General features: G+C 60.1%; 12 protein-coding genes. 5 read left to right on the forward strand and 7 right to left on the reverse strand.

Annotated features, from left to right (window positions below):
* Positions 1-17: 17 nt before the first annotated feature.
* The 3 genes from ACE3TY_RS08675 to ACE3TY_RS08685 all read right to left on the reverse strand — a co-directional run bounded on the left by ACE3TY_RS08675 (position 18) and on the right by ACE3TY_RS08685 (position 3288).
* The gene (locus ACE3TY_RS08675; protein WP_374652624.1) at positions 18-467 is read right to left on the reverse strand and encodes a flagellar biosynthesis regulator FlaF; all 450 of its coding nucleotides are present in this window, start codon (positions 465-467) and stop codon (positions 18-20) included.
* Between the two features lie 68 nt (positions 468-535).
* Positions 536-892, reverse strand: coding sequence for a flagellar biosynthesis repressor FlbT (locus tag ACE3TY_RS08680; protein ID WP_374652625.1), 357 nt, complete (start codon positions 890-892; stop codon positions 536-538).
* A gap of 143 nt (positions 893-1035) precedes the next feature.
* Entirely contained in the window at positions 1036-3288 is a 2253-nt protein-coding gene (locus ACE3TY_RS08685) for a flagellin (protein WP_374652626.1), read from the reverse strand.
* Positions 3289-3643: 355 nt separating this feature from the next.
* Here ACE3TY_RS08685 and ACE3TY_RS08690 point away from each other — a divergent pair, with 355 nt between their 5' ends.
* Both ACE3TY_RS08690 and ACE3TY_RS08695 read left to right on the forward strand, forming a co-directional pair.
* Positions 3644-7051, forward strand: a complete 3408-nt coding sequence (locus ACE3TY_RS08690) for a tetratricopeptide repeat protein (protein ID WP_374652665.1) — start codon at positions 3644-3646, stop codon at positions 7049-7051.
* Positions 7052-7106: 55 nt separating this feature from the next.
* Positions 7107-8288, forward strand: coding sequence for a tetratricopeptide repeat protein (locus tag ACE3TY_RS08695; protein ID WP_374652627.1), 1182 nt, complete (start codon positions 7107-7109; stop codon positions 8286-8288).
* A 159-nt stretch (positions 8289-8447) separates the two neighbouring features.
* Here the strand turns inward: ACE3TY_RS08695 and ACE3TY_RS08700 are convergent, their stop codons facing one another.
* Complete coding sequence (locus tag ACE3TY_RS08700; protein WP_374652628.1) at positions 8448-10682, reverse strand: flagellin; 2235 nt, start codon at positions 10680-10682, stop codon at positions 8448-8450.
* Between the two features lie 503 nt (positions 10683-11185).
* Here ACE3TY_RS08700 and ACE3TY_RS08705 point away from each other — a divergent pair.
* Positions 11186-11725 carry a hypothetical protein gene (locus tag ACE3TY_RS08705; RefSeq protein WP_374652629.1) on the forward strand — a complete coding sequence of 180 codons (540 nt, stop codon included), beginning with the start codon at positions 11186-11188 and terminating at the stop codon, positions 11723-11725.
* Between the two features lie 52 nt (positions 11726-11777).
* Here the strand turns inward: ACE3TY_RS08705 and ACE3TY_RS08710 are convergent, their stop codons facing one another.
* The 3 genes from ACE3TY_RS08710 to ACE3TY_RS08720 are packed head-to-tail and all read right to left on the reverse strand — an operon-like array spanning position 11778 to position 13694.
* On the reverse strand, positions 11778-12215 hold the full coding sequence (locus ACE3TY_RS08710; RefSeq protein ID WP_374652630.1) for a hypothetical protein: 438 nt from the start codon (positions 12213-12215) through the stop codon (positions 11778-11780).
* Positions 12215-12529 carry a rod-binding protein gene (locus ACE3TY_RS08715; protein ID WP_374652631.1) on the reverse strand — a complete coding sequence of 105 codons (315 nt, stop codon included), beginning with the start codon at positions 12527-12529 and terminating at the stop codon, positions 12215-12217. Before ACE3TY_RS08715 ends, ACE3TY_RS08710 begins: the two co-directional genes overlap by 1 nt.
* 1 nt (position 12530) lies before the next feature.
* On the reverse strand, positions 12531-13694 hold the full coding sequence (locus ACE3TY_RS08720) for a flagellar basal body P-ring protein FlgI (protein WP_374652632.1): 1164 nt from the start codon (positions 13692-13694) through the stop codon (positions 12531-12533).
* A gap of 300 nt (positions 13695-13994) precedes the next feature.
* Between ACE3TY_RS08720 and ACE3TY_RS08725 the strand changes: the two genes are divergently transcribed.
* Both ACE3TY_RS08725 and dksA read left to right on the forward strand, forming a co-directional pair.
* Positions 13995-14426: a flagellar assembly protein FliX gene (locus tag ACE3TY_RS08725; RefSeq protein WP_374652633.1), complete on the forward strand. Its 432-nt coding sequence runs from the start codon at positions 13995-13997 to the stop codon at positions 14424-14426.
* Positions 14427-14581: 155 nt separating this feature from the next.
* Positions 14582-14998 carry an RNA polymerase-binding protein DksA gene (gene dksA / locus ACE3TY_RS08730; RefSeq protein WP_374652634.1) on the forward strand — a complete coding sequence of 139 codons (417 nt, stop codon included), beginning with the start codon at positions 14582-14584 and terminating at the stop codon, positions 14996-14998.
* Positions 14999-15008: the final 10 nt, after the last annotated feature.

Here is a 15008-nt window from a genome sequence, read left to right on the forward strand (position 1 = left end):
CCGCCCTCTGTCCGGGCCTATGCGGTCACATTCATCACGGGCCGGGCGTTCTGGCCCGTAGCCGGTGCCGGATTCGCTGCTGCGGCAGCGGTGCCGGCGCCCGCCGTATCCGGCATAGCCGACAGCCCCTCGGCGATCGAGCGGTTGATGTCGAGGATCGGCTGAATCTTCGTCGGATCCAGATCGGCCAGGCGCTGCATGACATGACGATCTACCAGGATCGACAAAGCCAGGACATTATCCCGGATGTCGCGCGGCAATTCGCAGCTGGGATCGATGAGCGAGGCCTGGAAGATCGACCAGAGCCGCTGATTGAGCACCAGCGCCGAGCGCAGTGCTTCGCCATTGTCATCCGTGATACGGGTGGCAAGCACCAGACGGCGCGAAGCCTCCGACAGCGCCCATGCCTCGGTGCTGCGGGGGTCCATCGCCCTGGGTTGGCTTGCATATCCGGTCGCTGGTTTCATCTTCTTCCCTCCGTAGCCCCTTCCTGCCGTATGCGGCGGGAAGCTGCCGACTGCACCGCTATTCTACCCTAGAAGAGCTTCGCCGTCGCTTTGAGAGCCCGGTAGTAGTCTCCGCTATGCACCAAGCGTGCCACTTCCGTTAAGGCTTCCAACGCATCTGCCCGGTGTCGCATGGTTTCCGCCAGAATGGTCTCGAATTTCACAAGATTTTCCGGGGCATTCTCCGGGAAAAGGTAAATGAGCTGGATAATCAAATAGAGTTTCTTCTCGATCGTGTCGGCCGCACTGTCCTTCATGACCTCGCGGCCGCGAAGAAAGTTCGCCTTGTTAAAGAGATAGAAACTGCCCGGCTCCTCACCCCGCCCGATAACGGCACCATTCACGATCACTTTTTCGCCGGGGCGAAGGGTAAATTTGAGCGGCAAGACAGGCCTCCATTGGAATTCGGGTGCCCGTTTAGTGCTCAAGATCCCATCGAATGTCCGGCAGCTCTCCGGTGATCAATCGAACCTTGGGGATGGACGGGCAGCGGCGACGCCGCTGCCCGATCCTACCCAAGCTCCTGCGATTAGAACAATCGCAAGATGGCCTGTTGCGCCTGATTGGCGAGAGAAAGTGAGATCGTACCCAACTGCTGCCTTGTCTGCAGGGTCAGGATGTTCGCACCTTCCTCGTTCTGGTCGGCTGCGACCAGTTTACTGGCGCCCTCGGTCAGCACATCCGAGAACTCCTTGGTGTAATCCTCTCGAGTCTGGATGATGTTCAAGTTGGTACTCAGATTCGACGATGCGGCTCTGAGTGTCAGCTTGGCGGCATCCAGCTGTCTGATCGCGTTATCGATGTCGGACCGGTCATTCCATCCGTTCTGGGCGAAGTCGAGCTTCAATCCCTGTCCGTTGGTTTGAACATTCTGACTGATAACCGTCACGTTGCTGGTGTTGGTTTCGTTCAACTGCACCGCAAGATTGTTCGCGTCCGACGCATCCGTTGCCTGTTTGGTGGAAAGGATGGCGCTCGAACCCGCATTCGCCTTGCGCACATCGAAACTGATCGCTCGGTCTGCGGTGAATTCGCCGCGGACCTTGAAGTTCAGTTCCTGACCTGTTGCCTGGAACGTCGTACCGGAAGCAACCGACAACACGAAGGTGGCGCCGCTGTTGAGGCCGCCTTGGATGCTGAAGGTGAACGATTGCACCGCCGCGTTCGAGAACCCGGAGATGGCAACCGTCTGCGACGCCGTACCACCGAATTCGTCGGTGTACTGGTACGTGACCGAGGTCGAGGTTGCCGTGATCGTGATGTTGACGCTGGTCACGGTATTGTCGGCGAAGCTCTCGGCACTGAGAACTGCGATTGCACCCAGGCTGATGTTCTGACCCGTCAGCGTGGTGCTGACTTCGGCCGCGGTGGCCTGAGCCGCCGATGCCGTGAACTTCAGTTCGTTGAAGTTGAATGCAATCGAAGCATCGGCACCCGAGACGAGAGCCGCAAACAGGTTCTCGACCGAGTTGGTGGCGCCGGCCGAAACCGCGACCGTGACCGCCGCCGAACCCGCAGCGCCATCCGCATGGGCGGTGACGCTAAAGGTGGTGAAGTTGTTGGTCTGGTAGTCGAACGACGTGCCGACAGCTGCAATCGACACGGCGTAGTTGGCCGAAATGCTGCTGATGGTGGCAATGTTGATCGTGCTGACCGCATTGGCACCCGTGCCGTAGGCCGTGCCGACCGCTGCATCGTATTTCGAACTCTGCAGCAACTGGCGCTCGTCCACGACGACGCGAGCCGTACCCGAATCGAAGGCGAAAGCATTTTCACCATTCGACAGCTTACCCTGACCGAGCAGGTTCTGACCGTCCCGGGTGACAATTTCGCCGTTCTGGTTGGTGACGATCAGCTGCAGATCGACGTTCTTTTCGATCACCGACACGCCGACGCCGGCGGTATCCGGCACGTCTTCGATGGCTTCGAAATCGACGTTGAAGCTGACATTGGTGCCGCTGGTGAACTTGTGCGAAAAACGCAGGTCCACGCCGTTGGACACCGCGATCTGCGAGTCGAGGGCCGAGAAGGTCTGGGTAATGGTTTCATTGCCTTCGGTAACGGTGAAGGTCTTGTCCTTACCCGTGCCGCCCGACAATTTGATCGTGATCGAATCGTAGTTGGCATTGGTGGTCGACGCAAAGCCGCTGATTTCAAGGTTCGAAATACCGCGGTCGGACTGGGCGCGAGCGATATCATTGCTCGACCCGGAGATCGCACCATCGCCCGTCACGGTGATCTTGTAATTGTCGGCCGAGACGACGTTGGTGGTGGTGGCGCTGCCGATGCCAGCGAGGGCATTGACGGCGGCTTTCGACGAGGAAGTGGCGTCGATCGAGAGACCCGAACCGACCAGCAGGTTTTTGCCCTGATAGCCGGCATCCTTCGCCAGGGTGTCGATGTTGCGGAGCAGCGTGTTGTACTGGTTGGCAAGGCTTTCGCGCAACGACACCGAGGAGGCGTCGGTGCCCAACGAGCCAAGCGCCTGGGTGGTGAGGCCGCGGGCCTGTTCGACCAGCTTTTCGATGTTGGTGATACCGGTGTCGGCCGATTTGATCGTGCTGATCGCCTGGCCGATACCGTCCTTGAGGCCGTTCAAGTCACCGGCGCGCTGGTTGAGGCCTTTGGCGGCGAAGAAGCTTGCCGGGCCTTCCAGGGCGGAGTTGATCTTGTTGCCGGTCGCGAGACGGAGCTGGGTACGCTCCAAGCTTGCAGTGGTCCTTTGCAGCAGCAGCAGGTTGCTGCGGGTACCAGCGGCAAGCTGGACTTCGTTCTGAGCCATTTAAGTTCTCCTTTGGAGATCGATTTCACCGGAGCTTTGCTCCGGCGGCCACATGCGGAATGCAGGCAGCTCGGGATGGGAAGCAATTTCCCTGCCAGAAGGAAATTTCTGCCGGAAACCCGGTATTTGGCCGATTTACTAACGGCACGCGCGGGGGTCTCTGGGCAATTCCTGCCGGCTTGGGCAATTATTGCCCAGGTAATTTTGGTGCCTCGGAAAAACCTGCCGACTCTTCAATGACTTAGACTTAATAAAATGTTAACATCAGCACTCTAAGCCGGTTTCTGCTGGTATGGGACATGCATGGAGGGGCGAGAAGGCAATGCCAGGTCAGGAGCGAAGTGTCGTGGAAGCCATGCTGGACGTGATTGATTTCACCGGCCGCGGGATTGCGCCGGAACTTAAGGCGCGGGCCAAGGCACCACTCCTTCCCGCGGCGCCGGCGGTGGCGAAGAAGGAACTCAGCCCGCAGGAGCGTCGCAAGGTCGACGATCTGATGCAGCAGGCAGGTGCCGCCCACCGCCAGGGTAAGCTTCCCAAGGTCCAGGCCGCTCTCGAGCAAGTGGTTGAGATAGATAAAGAAAATGACCTGGCCCTGTTCAACCTGGGTATCGTGCTGCGGGATCTCGGCATCAATGGCAAAGCGGAATTGATGCTGCGCCGGGCGATCAAGGCAAATCCAGAAAAGATTGAGTGTTATCAGGCTCTTGGCGACATGCTGTTTACCTTGAAACACGCTTTGTCGGCAGCAAAGGCCTATGAGCAAGGGCTGGAGCGCGCGCCCAACAACGTCTTCATTCTGGGCAATCTGCTGCGCACGCGCATCGCCATGCGCAACCCACGGGACGTTGAATCTTTGGCGCGGCGCATTCTGGCGATCGAGCCTAGGGAGCCGGACGTTCTCTGCTATCTCGGCTGGAGCCTGTGGCTGCAGAAAAAGGACTTGGCCGAGGCGATGTCCTATATCGACCAGGCCCTGGAATGTGCGCCTGACCATATCCGGTCGATGGCCGTAAAGGAACGTATCGCCAGCTCCATGGGCGACACGGTTCAGCAGCGCGCGGCCGAAGAATGGCTCATGGAGAAGATGCGGACCGGTACGACCAACGACCTGCGTTCCGTCCGTGACATCTATCAATGGTCGGACGCGATCGAACAGGCGCTGACCTATCTCAAGGAATATCTGCAGTATCATCCGACCGATCCGGACGCCGAAGGCGCGCTCATCCAGGCGACCATGCATGACGGCGATTTCGTCGAGGCGCACCGCATCGTCGAGAAGCTGGCCGCGCAATTCCCGGGCAAGGCGCAGTTGGAGATGTCGCGCGCGCTCAATCTGTTCCGCCTTGGGGAATTCGACGCCGCCATGCCGTTGATGGAAAGCCGCTGGGGGCGGGAGAATGCGGGCGGCAAGCTCGACTTCCCGGTCCCAGAGTGGAAGGGCGAAGAAATCCGCGACGGCAAGCTGGTGATCTATGGCGAGCAGGGCGTGGGCGACCACATCATGTATGCTGGCCACATGATCCCGGCCCGCAAGCGCGCCAATCATATCGTGTTCGAGATTTCACCGCGACAAACGAGCCTGTTCCAGCGCAGTTTTCCAGACTTCGAGATCATCGAACGCACCAACCTGCCGGCCAATTGGCGCATGGACGAGGTCAAGGCCAAGGTGGCGGCTGGGGATCTCGCTTATGTCATGGGCGAGGACTATCTTGACCTGCCGGGACGAGCGGGCTTTCTGATCCCGCATCCCGATTTTCTGCGCAAGCTGCGCAAGAAATACCAAGCCAAGTTTCCAGGAAAGCTTCTGGTGGGTATTTCCTGGCGCTCAGGCAACCGCGACAGTGCTGGTGTCCGCTCGCTGGAGCTCGAAAACTGGCTGCCAATTCTGAAGAATCCCGATTGCGGCTTCGTCAGTCTGCAATACGGCGATGTCAGCCGTGACATCGAGGTGCTGAAGGACGAGTTCGGCGTTGAGGTCCTGCACGATCCGACCATCGAGCCCATGGGCAACATGGATCCCTTTACCGCCCAGGTGGCGGCGATGGACATCATTATTTCGGTTGACAACAGCACCATCCACTACGCCGCCGGGCTCGGCAAGCCGGTCTGGGCGATGCTGCCGATCAATTCCGACTGGCGCTGGCTGACCAAGGGCGACAAATCGATTTGGTATGACAGCTTGCTGCTGCTGCGCCAGCACAAAGGAGACACCTGGGAGCAGATGACGGCCAAGGTCGGCGGCATGCTGGCCGCGGTCAGCGCCGGCGAACTGCACCAGGCGCATGTCGGTATGCTGAAACGCTGTGCCGAGACTCTGCATAAGTTCGGCCGCACGTCGGAAACCGAGGATTTCTGCCGCATGCTGCTCGAGGAAGACGCCTGTAAGGATGTGGCTTTGCACGGTATCGCGGTGGCCGCCATGAATGTCGGCAAGCCGGTCGACGCTGCGGCTATTCTTTCTCGGGCGATCGAGTTGGCGCCCGATCGGGCGGTCCTGCATGCCGAACTTGCCGTTGCCTTGTCCGCGTCCGGCGAGGATGCTCGCGCAGAGCGCCTTGCCCGCGAGACGCTGCGCCGTTTCGGCGACAGCGAGGAAGCGCTGATCGCGATGGGCCAGATTCTGATGCGCCAGGAGCGCTACGACGAAGCCAGCGATTACTTTGCGCGCGTGCTGCGCGTGAATCCGAACCATATCCAGAGCCGGGTACGACTGGCGAAGATGATGGGCGCCCAGGGCGAATGGGGGCTTGCACGATCCAATTACGACAAGGCGCTGAAATTTGCCCCGACATCGGCCGTCGCTCATGTCGGCGTCGGCGAGGCGGCCCTGCGTCAGGGCGATTGGGCGCATGGCTGGCCCGAGATCGGCTGGCGCTTTGGTACGCGACCTGGCCAGTTGCCGCGCCACCTGGAGACGATCGACCCCAAGAAGTATCCTGAAGCCTGGAACGGCGCCCACCTGAAGCGCAAGCGCGTCTTCCTGCGTGCCGAAAGATCGCGGGCCGAGCAGTTGTTGTTTGCGCCGTTGCTGACGAATGCGGTGGCCGAGGCGCGCTACGTCCTGGCCGAATGCGACAGCGATCTCATTCCATTGCTGCAGCCGCTATTTCCCAAGGTCGAGTTCGTGTCGCCAGGGACACTGGATACCAAGGAGTTTATCGAAAAGCGGATTCAGATTCAGACTAGTTTGGGAGACCTTGCGGTCCGCTATCGTACTGGCGCTGCGGAGTTTTTGAGCGCACCGAATTTTGCCCTCAAGGCGGACGCTGACCTGACACGGCAATTCGACAGGGAATATCGTGAAATCATGCCTGGACGGCGCTTGATCGGCTTGAGCTGGCGCGGCGGCGATTGGTCGCTGAAATCGGCCCTGACCGATTGGCTGGCGTTGTTCGACGCGGCGGGCATTGCCGTCGTTGCCATCCAGCGGGATAGCACGCAAGCTGATCTCGACGCATTGGCCGCAACGGATCGCAACATGATCGTCGACCCGCGCGGTCGGGAAAGCTATACCGCCGCCGCCGCCCAGATGGCAGCCCTCGACGGAGTTATCGCGATCGACGACGTCACCGCGCATTTGGCAGCCCATCTGGGCAAGCGTGTGGTGAAGCCGGTTTCACGCGTCGACCATTGGTGCTGGGGTGGTCCGGATTTTCAGCAATTGTGGTATAAGAATGTAGCGACCGTATTCCATCACGGCGGAGCCGGAAGCGGGGATGTGATAGCGCGCGCGATCGGTGCCATGATCGCCCAGGCTTGATTGCAGATCTATTCCCTTGGAACAAGGTTCCGGAGCGAGACGAAAGGTAGATACTATGAATCGGAAATCCCGCCGGACTGCAGCCAAGCAACTGCGCTCGTCCGACTTCAAGGGCACCGACAAAAACAGTGTAGCGCTTCTGCTCGATCAGGCGGTCGCAGCTGCTCAGGCCGCCAATTGGGCGGAAGCGGAGAGGATTCTGCAGCATCTGCTGACGGTCGATCCGAACCATGCCGAGGCCCTGCATATGATGGGCTTGGCATTGAGCAGTACCGGCCGCGTCAATGAAGGGATCGACTTTCTGAAGCGCGCCACACAACAGCAACCCGGAGAGGCCCTCTATTGGAACAATCTGGCGACAGGTTACAGCGCGGCGCATCTCTTCGTGGAAGCGACCGCTGCGGCCCGCAAAGCGGTGACTTTGGAGCCCGGGTATGCTGCGGCCTGGTGTCGTTTCGGCGACACGCTGAACGATATCAAGGACTACGCCAATGCCTGCGATGCCTATCAAAGGTATCGGACGCTGGCGGGGACGGACCACAGCGTCGAAAAGCGGATCGCCAATTGCTTGATGAATCTTGGGCGCTTGGAGGAAGCTGAAGCCTGCCTAAAAACGCTGCGCGACCAAGCACCCGACGATGTCGAGGCGCTGGGTAATCTCGGCGCTGTCCTGGTCGCGCGTCGCAAGTATTCAGAAGCCATTCCGTGCCTGGAAGCCGCAACGGCAGCTGATAGAAAGAAGTACTCGACGGCCTTTCACTACGCGCGCGCGCTGGAAGGAACCGACCAGACTGCGTTGGCCATCCAATGGCTGCGCCGCGCTACGTCCATCGAGCATCGCAGTGGCGAAGCTTGGCTTCTGCTGGGTGAACTGCTGCTTAAGACGGGTGAGATTGGCGAGGCACTGACGTCAGCCAAGCGTGCATCCACCTTCCTGCCTGCATCGGCTGAGGCTGCCGATCTGCTGCGGCGTGTGCAGTTCGGCGGCAGGTCGGTTGCAGGTGCTGCTGCTGCGCGGCCTGGTCCTGCGATGTGGGATTTTCATCTGGGCGACGGCACGCCGGAAATGACGGTTCCAAATGATAAACTCCAGGTGACGTTCGATAAGCCCGCAGCCGGTGGACACAATGGTCGGGCGACACCGGCATCGGAGAAGGCCGCCATTGCCAAGCCGGAAACACCCAAGCAGGACTCCAGCACCGGCATCCTGGATCTTACTGTACTCAAAATCGGCTGACGGCCCCGGCGCAGGACATGAACAGGGCATGAAAACGGCGCCTTGCGAGAGCAGGGCGCCGTTTTCGTAGCTGAACTGCGGCTCTTGAAATAATCCCGGCCCAGCGGGAGCGAATCGCTGGGCCGGGTTTGGTCCGAGGGTCGATCGGGGGATCGTTCCTCAGAACAGACGCAGGATGGCCTGCTGCGCCTGGTTGGCGAGACTGAGCGAGATGGTGCCGAGCTGCTGCCTGGTCTGCAGTTGCAGCATGTTGGCGCCTTCTTCGTTCTGGTCGGCCTGCACCAGCTTGTTGGCGCCCTCCGCCAGCACGTCGATGAACTCCTTGGTGTATTCCAGCCTGGTCGTGATGACGTCCAGATTGTTGTTGAGCGCCGATGCGGTAGATCGCAATCGTATCTTCGCAGCGTCAATCATGGCCGCAGCATTATCGATATCGGCTCTATCCAGCCAGTCGTTCTGCGCAAAGTCGATGGCGAGTCCCTGTCCGTCCGTTTTCACGTTGCGGCTGACGACGGTCACCTGGTTGGTATTCGTCTCATTGAGCTGGACGGTCAGGTTGTTCTGTTCGGTGCCGTCGGTCACCTGGATCGTGTTGAGCGTCGACGTGAAGCCGGTCTGCGCGGCCCGGACATCGAACCTCAACTGGTCCGGAGCCGTGAATGCGCCGATTGCGTTATAGGTCAAGGTCGCTTCGGCATCGGCGCGGAGGGATCCGCCGCCGACCGTGAGCTGGATGATGGCGCCACTGTTGACGCCGCCGCTGATGACAAAGCTCAGGACCTGGGCCGAATTGAGGTCGCCGGTGATCAAGGCTTTACCGCCATAGCCGTCGTCGAGGACAAAAGTTGACGCCGATCCGTCGGTCTTGAGGTTGACGGTGATCTTGTGTGCCAGGTTCTCGGCCATGCCACTGATGCTGGTCAGCGCAATATTGCCGGCGGAAACGGCACCGCCGGTGACGTTTTCTGTGCCATCCGCCTGTGTCGCATCGGATGCCGAAGCCACGGTGATGCCGTTGAGGCCGCTGCGCAGGAAATTGACCTCGACGCTGGTGCCGTTGTCGGCAATCGAACTGAATGTGACGATGCCGTCGGCACTCACGGAAAGGGTCGCCGTGGAGAAGGGACCTGTGGCGGCGACGGCGTAGGTGTCGAAATGCCCGGTGGTGAAGTTGAAGTTCCCGGGTGCCGCGGAAGCCGCGAAGGTATAGGTGAAATCGTTCGAAATGCCGGTCGTGGCGATGCTGGGAGTGCCAACGATGCCACTGGCGGCACGGCCATAGGATTCGCCGATCGCCGCACTGTAAGCCGCGGACTGCATGATCGTGCGTTCGTCGATCGTCAGGCGCGGTGTGCCGGTGTCGAAATTCCAACTGTTCTCGCCATCTGCCAGCTTCTGCTGGCCGAGCAAATTGTTTGCCGACCGGGTGATTTCCTGGCCGACGCCGTTGAAATTGGAGACGCTGACCCCGAGATCGACCAATTTCTCTATTGTCGAGGTTCCGAGACCGTTGGTGTCGGGCACATCGTCGATCTGATCGAAATCGATATCGAAGTTGATATGCGTGCCGCTGGCAAACTGATGGTCGAAGTTCAAGGACTTGCCGGTCGACTTGGCGTCTTCCCACTGTTGCAAAGTGAAGGTCTTGGTGACCGCGACATCGCCTTCCGTAACGGTAAAGGTCTTCGCCTTGCCCTTGCCGCCGGTATAGCGGATCGTGACCGGGTCCAGGTTGCCGTCCGTCTTGCTCTGGAAGCCGCTTATGACCAGGTTGCTGATACCGCGATCGCGTTCCGCGTCGGCGATATCGCTGGCATTGGGGGTAATGCGGCCGTCGCCGGTGACGTCGATGACGTAATCGTCGACCTTGGTCACATTGGTGACCCGCGAAGTTGTGACGCCCGGCAGCGCGTTGGTGGAACTCTTGGACGAGGAAGTCGCGTCGAGGCGAAGGCCGCTGCCGAGCAGAAGGTTTTTGCCCTGGTAGCTCGAATCTTCCGCCAGCTTGTCGATCTGGCGTAGCAGCGTATTGTACTGTTCCGCCAGCGATTTACGCAGCGCCACCGAATTTGAGTCGCTGCCCAGGTTCTGATAGGCGGAGGTGATGAGCCCTTTGGCCTGTTCGATCAGGGTCTCGATCTTGGTCATGCCGGTGTCGGCGGCCTTGATCGTCGAAACGGACTGGTTGATCGAGTCCTTCAATGTCGCCAGATCGTCAGCGCGGCGGTTGAGGCCTTTCGAGGCGAAATAGGCCACCGGCCCATCGATCGCCCCGTTGATCTTGTTGCCTGTTGCCAAGCGCTGCTGCGTCCGGTCCAGCTTGCCGGAGAGCTGCTGCAGCAGCAGGAGGTTGCTGCGGATGCCGCCAGTCAATTGAATGTCGTTGGTCGCCATCTGGGTTCTCCCGAATGTGTTTTTGCGACTTCGGTGGATCGTTTCTGACCACCTGGTGGCGCCAGTCGCCACGTCTCGGGAAGCTGTTATGCAGCTATCGTGCCAGTCTGTAAATTATTGATTTATATGTATAAAAATGCAATTTTCGCCGTTGAGGCAGCGTGTAGCCTTTGCCGGGTGTGGCAAATTGCGACTAGGCAGGCGGGCAGCTTTTGCAGGGAAAGCCGTCTTATGAATGACTCCGGAAAGCGGAGAAGTCGCGGCGCGGGGAGGGAAGAAGATCTCGGATCGCGCACAAGAGGGTGTTAATAGGCAGTTAAGCCTATTGCATATTTTACCCTGGCAGCCTATCTTGGAATCTGGGTGACTTTAAGTTGGTCTAGGCTTGTCAGTTTTTTAACTGCAGCCTTTCACCCGACTCATTATTCACCCAAACGTTCGTTGAGTATGGATATGCGCCCTGTCGCTTTTGCCAGGGGACCATATTTGAGGAATCTTGCTGAATGGTAAACGTTGCCCAGGCAGTCAGTTCGGGAGTCAGCGGCACCGCACTTTTCGTGCGGGCGTCAGCGGCTTCTGCTGCCTTGGCGGTAGCCCCCGTTGGGGCCACCGCGGCGACGGAAGCAGCGGCGGCCCAGCCCGCGGATCAGGTGGTCGTCCCGACGGCGCAGAGCTACCGCTACAACAGCTTCGAATTTTCCTACCGCCAGGATTTCGGGAAGATCGTCTTGCTGCGCCAGGAGCCGGATACCGGCGAGATCGTGCAGCAATTTCCTTCCGAATATTATCTGCGGAAGTATGCCGACGGCCAGCGGGTCGCGAGAACCGCGGCGGATGGCGCGCAGCCGTCTGGCAACGCCAACGCATCGGCGGAGGTCCAGGTGCCAAGCGGGAGTGAGGCGGCCTCCGCGACTTCGCGTGCCAGTGTGAGTGTGGCGCCGGCGCCAGTGGCGGCCACCCCCGCGCCGACCCCGACGGTACCTTCGGCACCAAGCTTGCCGAACGCAAGTGCCAGTACCGCGGCCGTCGACGTTACGGTCTAATTATCTTTTAAAATTTGGGGGTTAACCGGCAGTTCTTTCTGCCGACGTTGGGTCACGCCCGTTGCTGGACGGCGACGGGGCAACTGGCTGCCTGGCGGCGTGACTTGGTCACGCTGCCACGATTGTTGTAGCCGGTGACAGCCGCCCTTTTCTCGTCCAATGCCTGGACGACGGCACGCATCACCCGCTCGTTGACGTCGCGCATCGCCTTCAGGGCGCGGAGATTGTCCTGGACCGCGGCCTGGAAGCGCTCGGTTGCCGCGGTCAGTTCGTCGCGCAAAGCCACGTTGATCGTGTTGATGTCCTCGCCTGGTTCCTTGAGCGCCATCGTGAAAGCCTGGTAGGCGTCGGCCAGGGCGACCTTGTCCATCTGCAGCTGTTTCAATTCCAGCGGTTTCAGGCTGCGCATAAGCTCGAGTTCGCGCTCCATGCAGCCGATGAGCTGTGAGGTGATGGCGAGCAATTCCGTCATCCGCGTTGTCTTGTCCATCACGCAACCTCCTGAATTTGCAGTAATTGGCGCTGCACGACATCGGCGATGCCCAGCGCATGCGTGCTGGCGACCGCTTTGCCGTATTCCTGATTGAGCAGCGATTTGAACATCGACTCCCCTTCGCCGCCGCCGGTAACCGGGTCCGGTTCGATGTCGGCGGTCATTTCGTCGAAGACGAGGCCGGCGAAGAAAGCTTCGAAATCCTCGGCCACTTTCGCGATGCCGGCGGCATTGCGCGGCGTCTGGCCTGCGCTCGGACCGGCGGCCCGCAAGCTGGGATCGATCATGGCGGGAAGGGTGAGGTCGGTCATCTTACTGCACCATGATGTCGGCTTGCATGGCGCCAGCGCTCTTGATCGATTGCAGGATCGAGATGAGGTCGCGCGGACCCACGCCCAGGGAGTTCAGCCCGGCCACCAGATCTTCCAGAGTCACGCTGTCGTTGAGCACGGCCAGCTTGCGGTTCGGATCTTCCTGCACCTCGATATCCGTCCGGGGCACGACTGTCGTCACGCCAGTGTTGGAAAATGGTGAAGGCTGAGATACTTGCGGCGTTTCGGTGACGCGGATCGTGAGATTGCCCTGGGCGATCGCCACCTTGCTGATGCGGACATTCTGCCCGATCACTACGACACCGGTATTCTCGTCGATGATCACCTTGGCCTGCTGGTCGGGTTCGACCGGCAATTGCTCGATATCGGTAATGAGGCTGGTCGGGTCGCCGCCATATTGGGCGACGTTCAGCTGGACGGTGCCGGAATCTAGGGTGGTCGCGGTGCCGGCGCCGACAAATTCGTTGATCGCGTCGGTGATGCGCCGCGCCGTGGTAAAGTCCGGGTTGCGCAGTGCCACCTTAAGTGTCTGCAATTGTTCGAAATCGAAGGGGACTTCCCGCTCGACGATCGCGCCTCTGGTGATGCGGCCGGAAGTCGGCACGCCCCGCACGATCGTCTCGGCGGCGCCTGTCACCTTGAAGCCGCCGATGGTGATCTGGCCCTGCCCGACGGCATAGACTTCGCCATCGGCGCCCAGCATCGGTGTCGCCAGCAGGGTGCCGCCTTGCAGGCTGGAGGCATCGCCCAGCGATGAAACGGTGACGTCTATTTCGGCCCCCTGGCGGGCGAAAGCGGGCAGGGTCGCGGTGACCATGACGGCCGCCACGTTCTTGGTTTCGAGGTCGGCGTTGGCCTGATTCACTTTGACACCCAGGCGCTCAAGCATGCCGATGAGGCTTTCTCGGGTGAAGGGCGACTTCTTCTTCACATCGTCGCCGGTGCCGTCGAGGCCGACGACCAGCCCGTATCCGACCAGCTGGTTCTCGCGCACACCTTCGAACTCGGCAATGTCCTTGATCCGGGAAAGCGCCAGCGCGGGGCCGCTGGGGACCAGCCCCGGCAGCAGCAAGGACAGTGCCATGACCAGATTGGTCAGGCGGCGCCATTTTGCGGGGGGGCGGATATGGAGCTTTTTCGTCATTGCACGCATCGGTCCCAAAGGGGCGGATCTTTATCCAGGCCGATCGATGCGAGTTCCGTGCCAACCTGCTGCGGCAGCATGGATTAATGAATTCAAATATTTAGCCGGGAATCGGCGGCAATTTGTGCTCGGCCGTCCGGAAGGTATCCCCGGTCGAGGGCGGTTCGGCCCCGTTAGTGGGCAGAAATTGCCTTAACGAATTATGCTGGCATCCCGCCAAGTCGTTAATTCTTTTAATCTTTTATTAGCTGCGCATGGTACTATATGGATGTGAATCGGTTCCCCCGATCCAGGTGATTTGTGGCCATCAAGATCGATCCAGTTTCGCCCAAGCCAGTCTCTTCCAACCGCCGCGTTGGCGGATCCGGCTCGGCTGGCGGCGGCGGTGAGTTTGCCAAAGCGCTTGGCGAGAGCCAGGGCGGGCAGGGGCATCATGTCTCCATGGCTTTCAGCGTCAACTCACTTTCGGTGGTCCTTGCGGTCCAGGAAACGCCGGACGCCGTCCAGAGCCGCGCCCGGAAGCGGGCCCGGGATCGCGGTCTCCAGATGCTCGACTTCCTTGACGAGATCCGCGCGGGGCTTCTGATGGGGGCCATTCCAAAGGACCGGCTGGAGCAGCTGGCGCAAATGGTACGCGCCAAGCGGGAGCAAATCGACGATCCCAAGCTTACCGCGATTCTCGACGAGATTGAGCTGCGCGCGGCGGTCGAACTGGCCAAGCTTAGCCGCTAGGCGTTCAAGAAATCATATAATTCAACCGGTTGGTGAAAGTGGCAGGCGCGAAATCGCGCTTGCTCGGAGCGGCCTTTTGCCTATACTCCGCGCCAAATTCGCTCCCGATTCAGACCCTTTCGGGGCGAAGTGGCAACGACAAGTCGAGACCACGCATGAAGCCATTGCTGTCGCCCGATTATCGGCCTTCCGACAAAGAAGCCTTCATGAATCCGGTTCAGCTCGAATACTTCCGCCAGAAGCTTCTGGCCTGGAAGGGCGAGTTGCTCCGCGAATCCGGTGAAACGCTGAGCCATCTGCAGGAAGAGAGTCTTTCGGAGCCCGATCTCGCCGATCGTGCGTCGCTGGAGACCGATCGCTCGCTGGAACTGCGCACGCGCGACCGCGAGCGCAAGCTTATCCAGAAAATCGACGAGGCCCTGGGCCGCATCGAAGACGGTTCTTACGGCTATTGCGAGGAGACCGGCGAGCCGATCTCCCTGAAGCGCCTGGAAGCCCGTCCGATCGCCACCCTGTCGCTCGAGGCGCAGGAGCGCCATGAGCGAATGGAGCGGACTCATCGCGACGATTGATCGATCCGGT

It is taken from the genome of Dongia sp., assembly GCF_041918875.1.
Classification (GTDB): Bacteria; Pseudomonadota; Alphaproteobacteria; order Dongiales; family Dongiaceae; genus Dongia.

Excerpts from the sequence above, each read along its gene's own strand:
- ACE3TY_RS08705 (WP_374652629.1), top strand. The coding sequence starts at position 11,186 with ATGGTAAACGTTGCCCAGGCAGTCAGTTCGGGAGTCAGCGGCACCGCA.
- ACE3TY_RS08720 (WP_374652632.1), bottom strand. The coding sequence starts at position 13,694 with ATGACGAAAAAGCTCCATATCCGCCCCCCCGCAAAATGGCGCCGCCTG.
- ACE3TY_RS08700 (WP_374652628.1), bottom strand. The coding sequence starts at position 10,682 with ATGGCGACCAACGACATTCAATTGACTGGCGGCATCCGCAGCAACCTC.
- ACE3TY_RS08690 (WP_374652665.1), top strand. The coding sequence starts at position 3,644 with ATGCTGGACGTGATTGATTTCACCGGCCGCGGGATTGCGCCGGAACTT.
- ACE3TY_RS08710 (WP_374652630.1), bottom strand. The coding sequence starts at position 12,215 with ATGGACAAGACAACGCGGATGACGGAATTGCTCGCCATCACCTCACAG.
- ACE3TY_RS08715 (WP_374652631.1), bottom strand. The coding sequence starts at position 12,529 with ATGACCGACCTCACCCTTCCCGCCATGATCGATCCCAGCTTGCGGGCC.
- dksA (WP_374652634.1), top strand. The coding sequence starts at position 14,582 with ATGAAGCCATTGCTGTCGCCCGATTATCGGCCTTCCGACAAAGAAGCC.
- ACE3TY_RS08685 (WP_374652626.1), bottom strand. The coding sequence starts at position 3,288 with ATGGCTCAGAACGAAGTCCAGCTTGCCGCTGGTACCCGCAGCAACCTG.
- ACE3TY_RS08695 (WP_374652627.1), top strand. The coding sequence starts at position 7,107 with ATGAATCGGAAATCCCGCCGGACTGCAGCCAAGCAACTGCGCTCGTCC.
- ACE3TY_RS08675 (WP_374652624.1), bottom strand. The coding sequence starts at position 467 with ATGAAACCAGCGACCGGATATGCAAGCCAACCCAGGGCGATGGACCCC.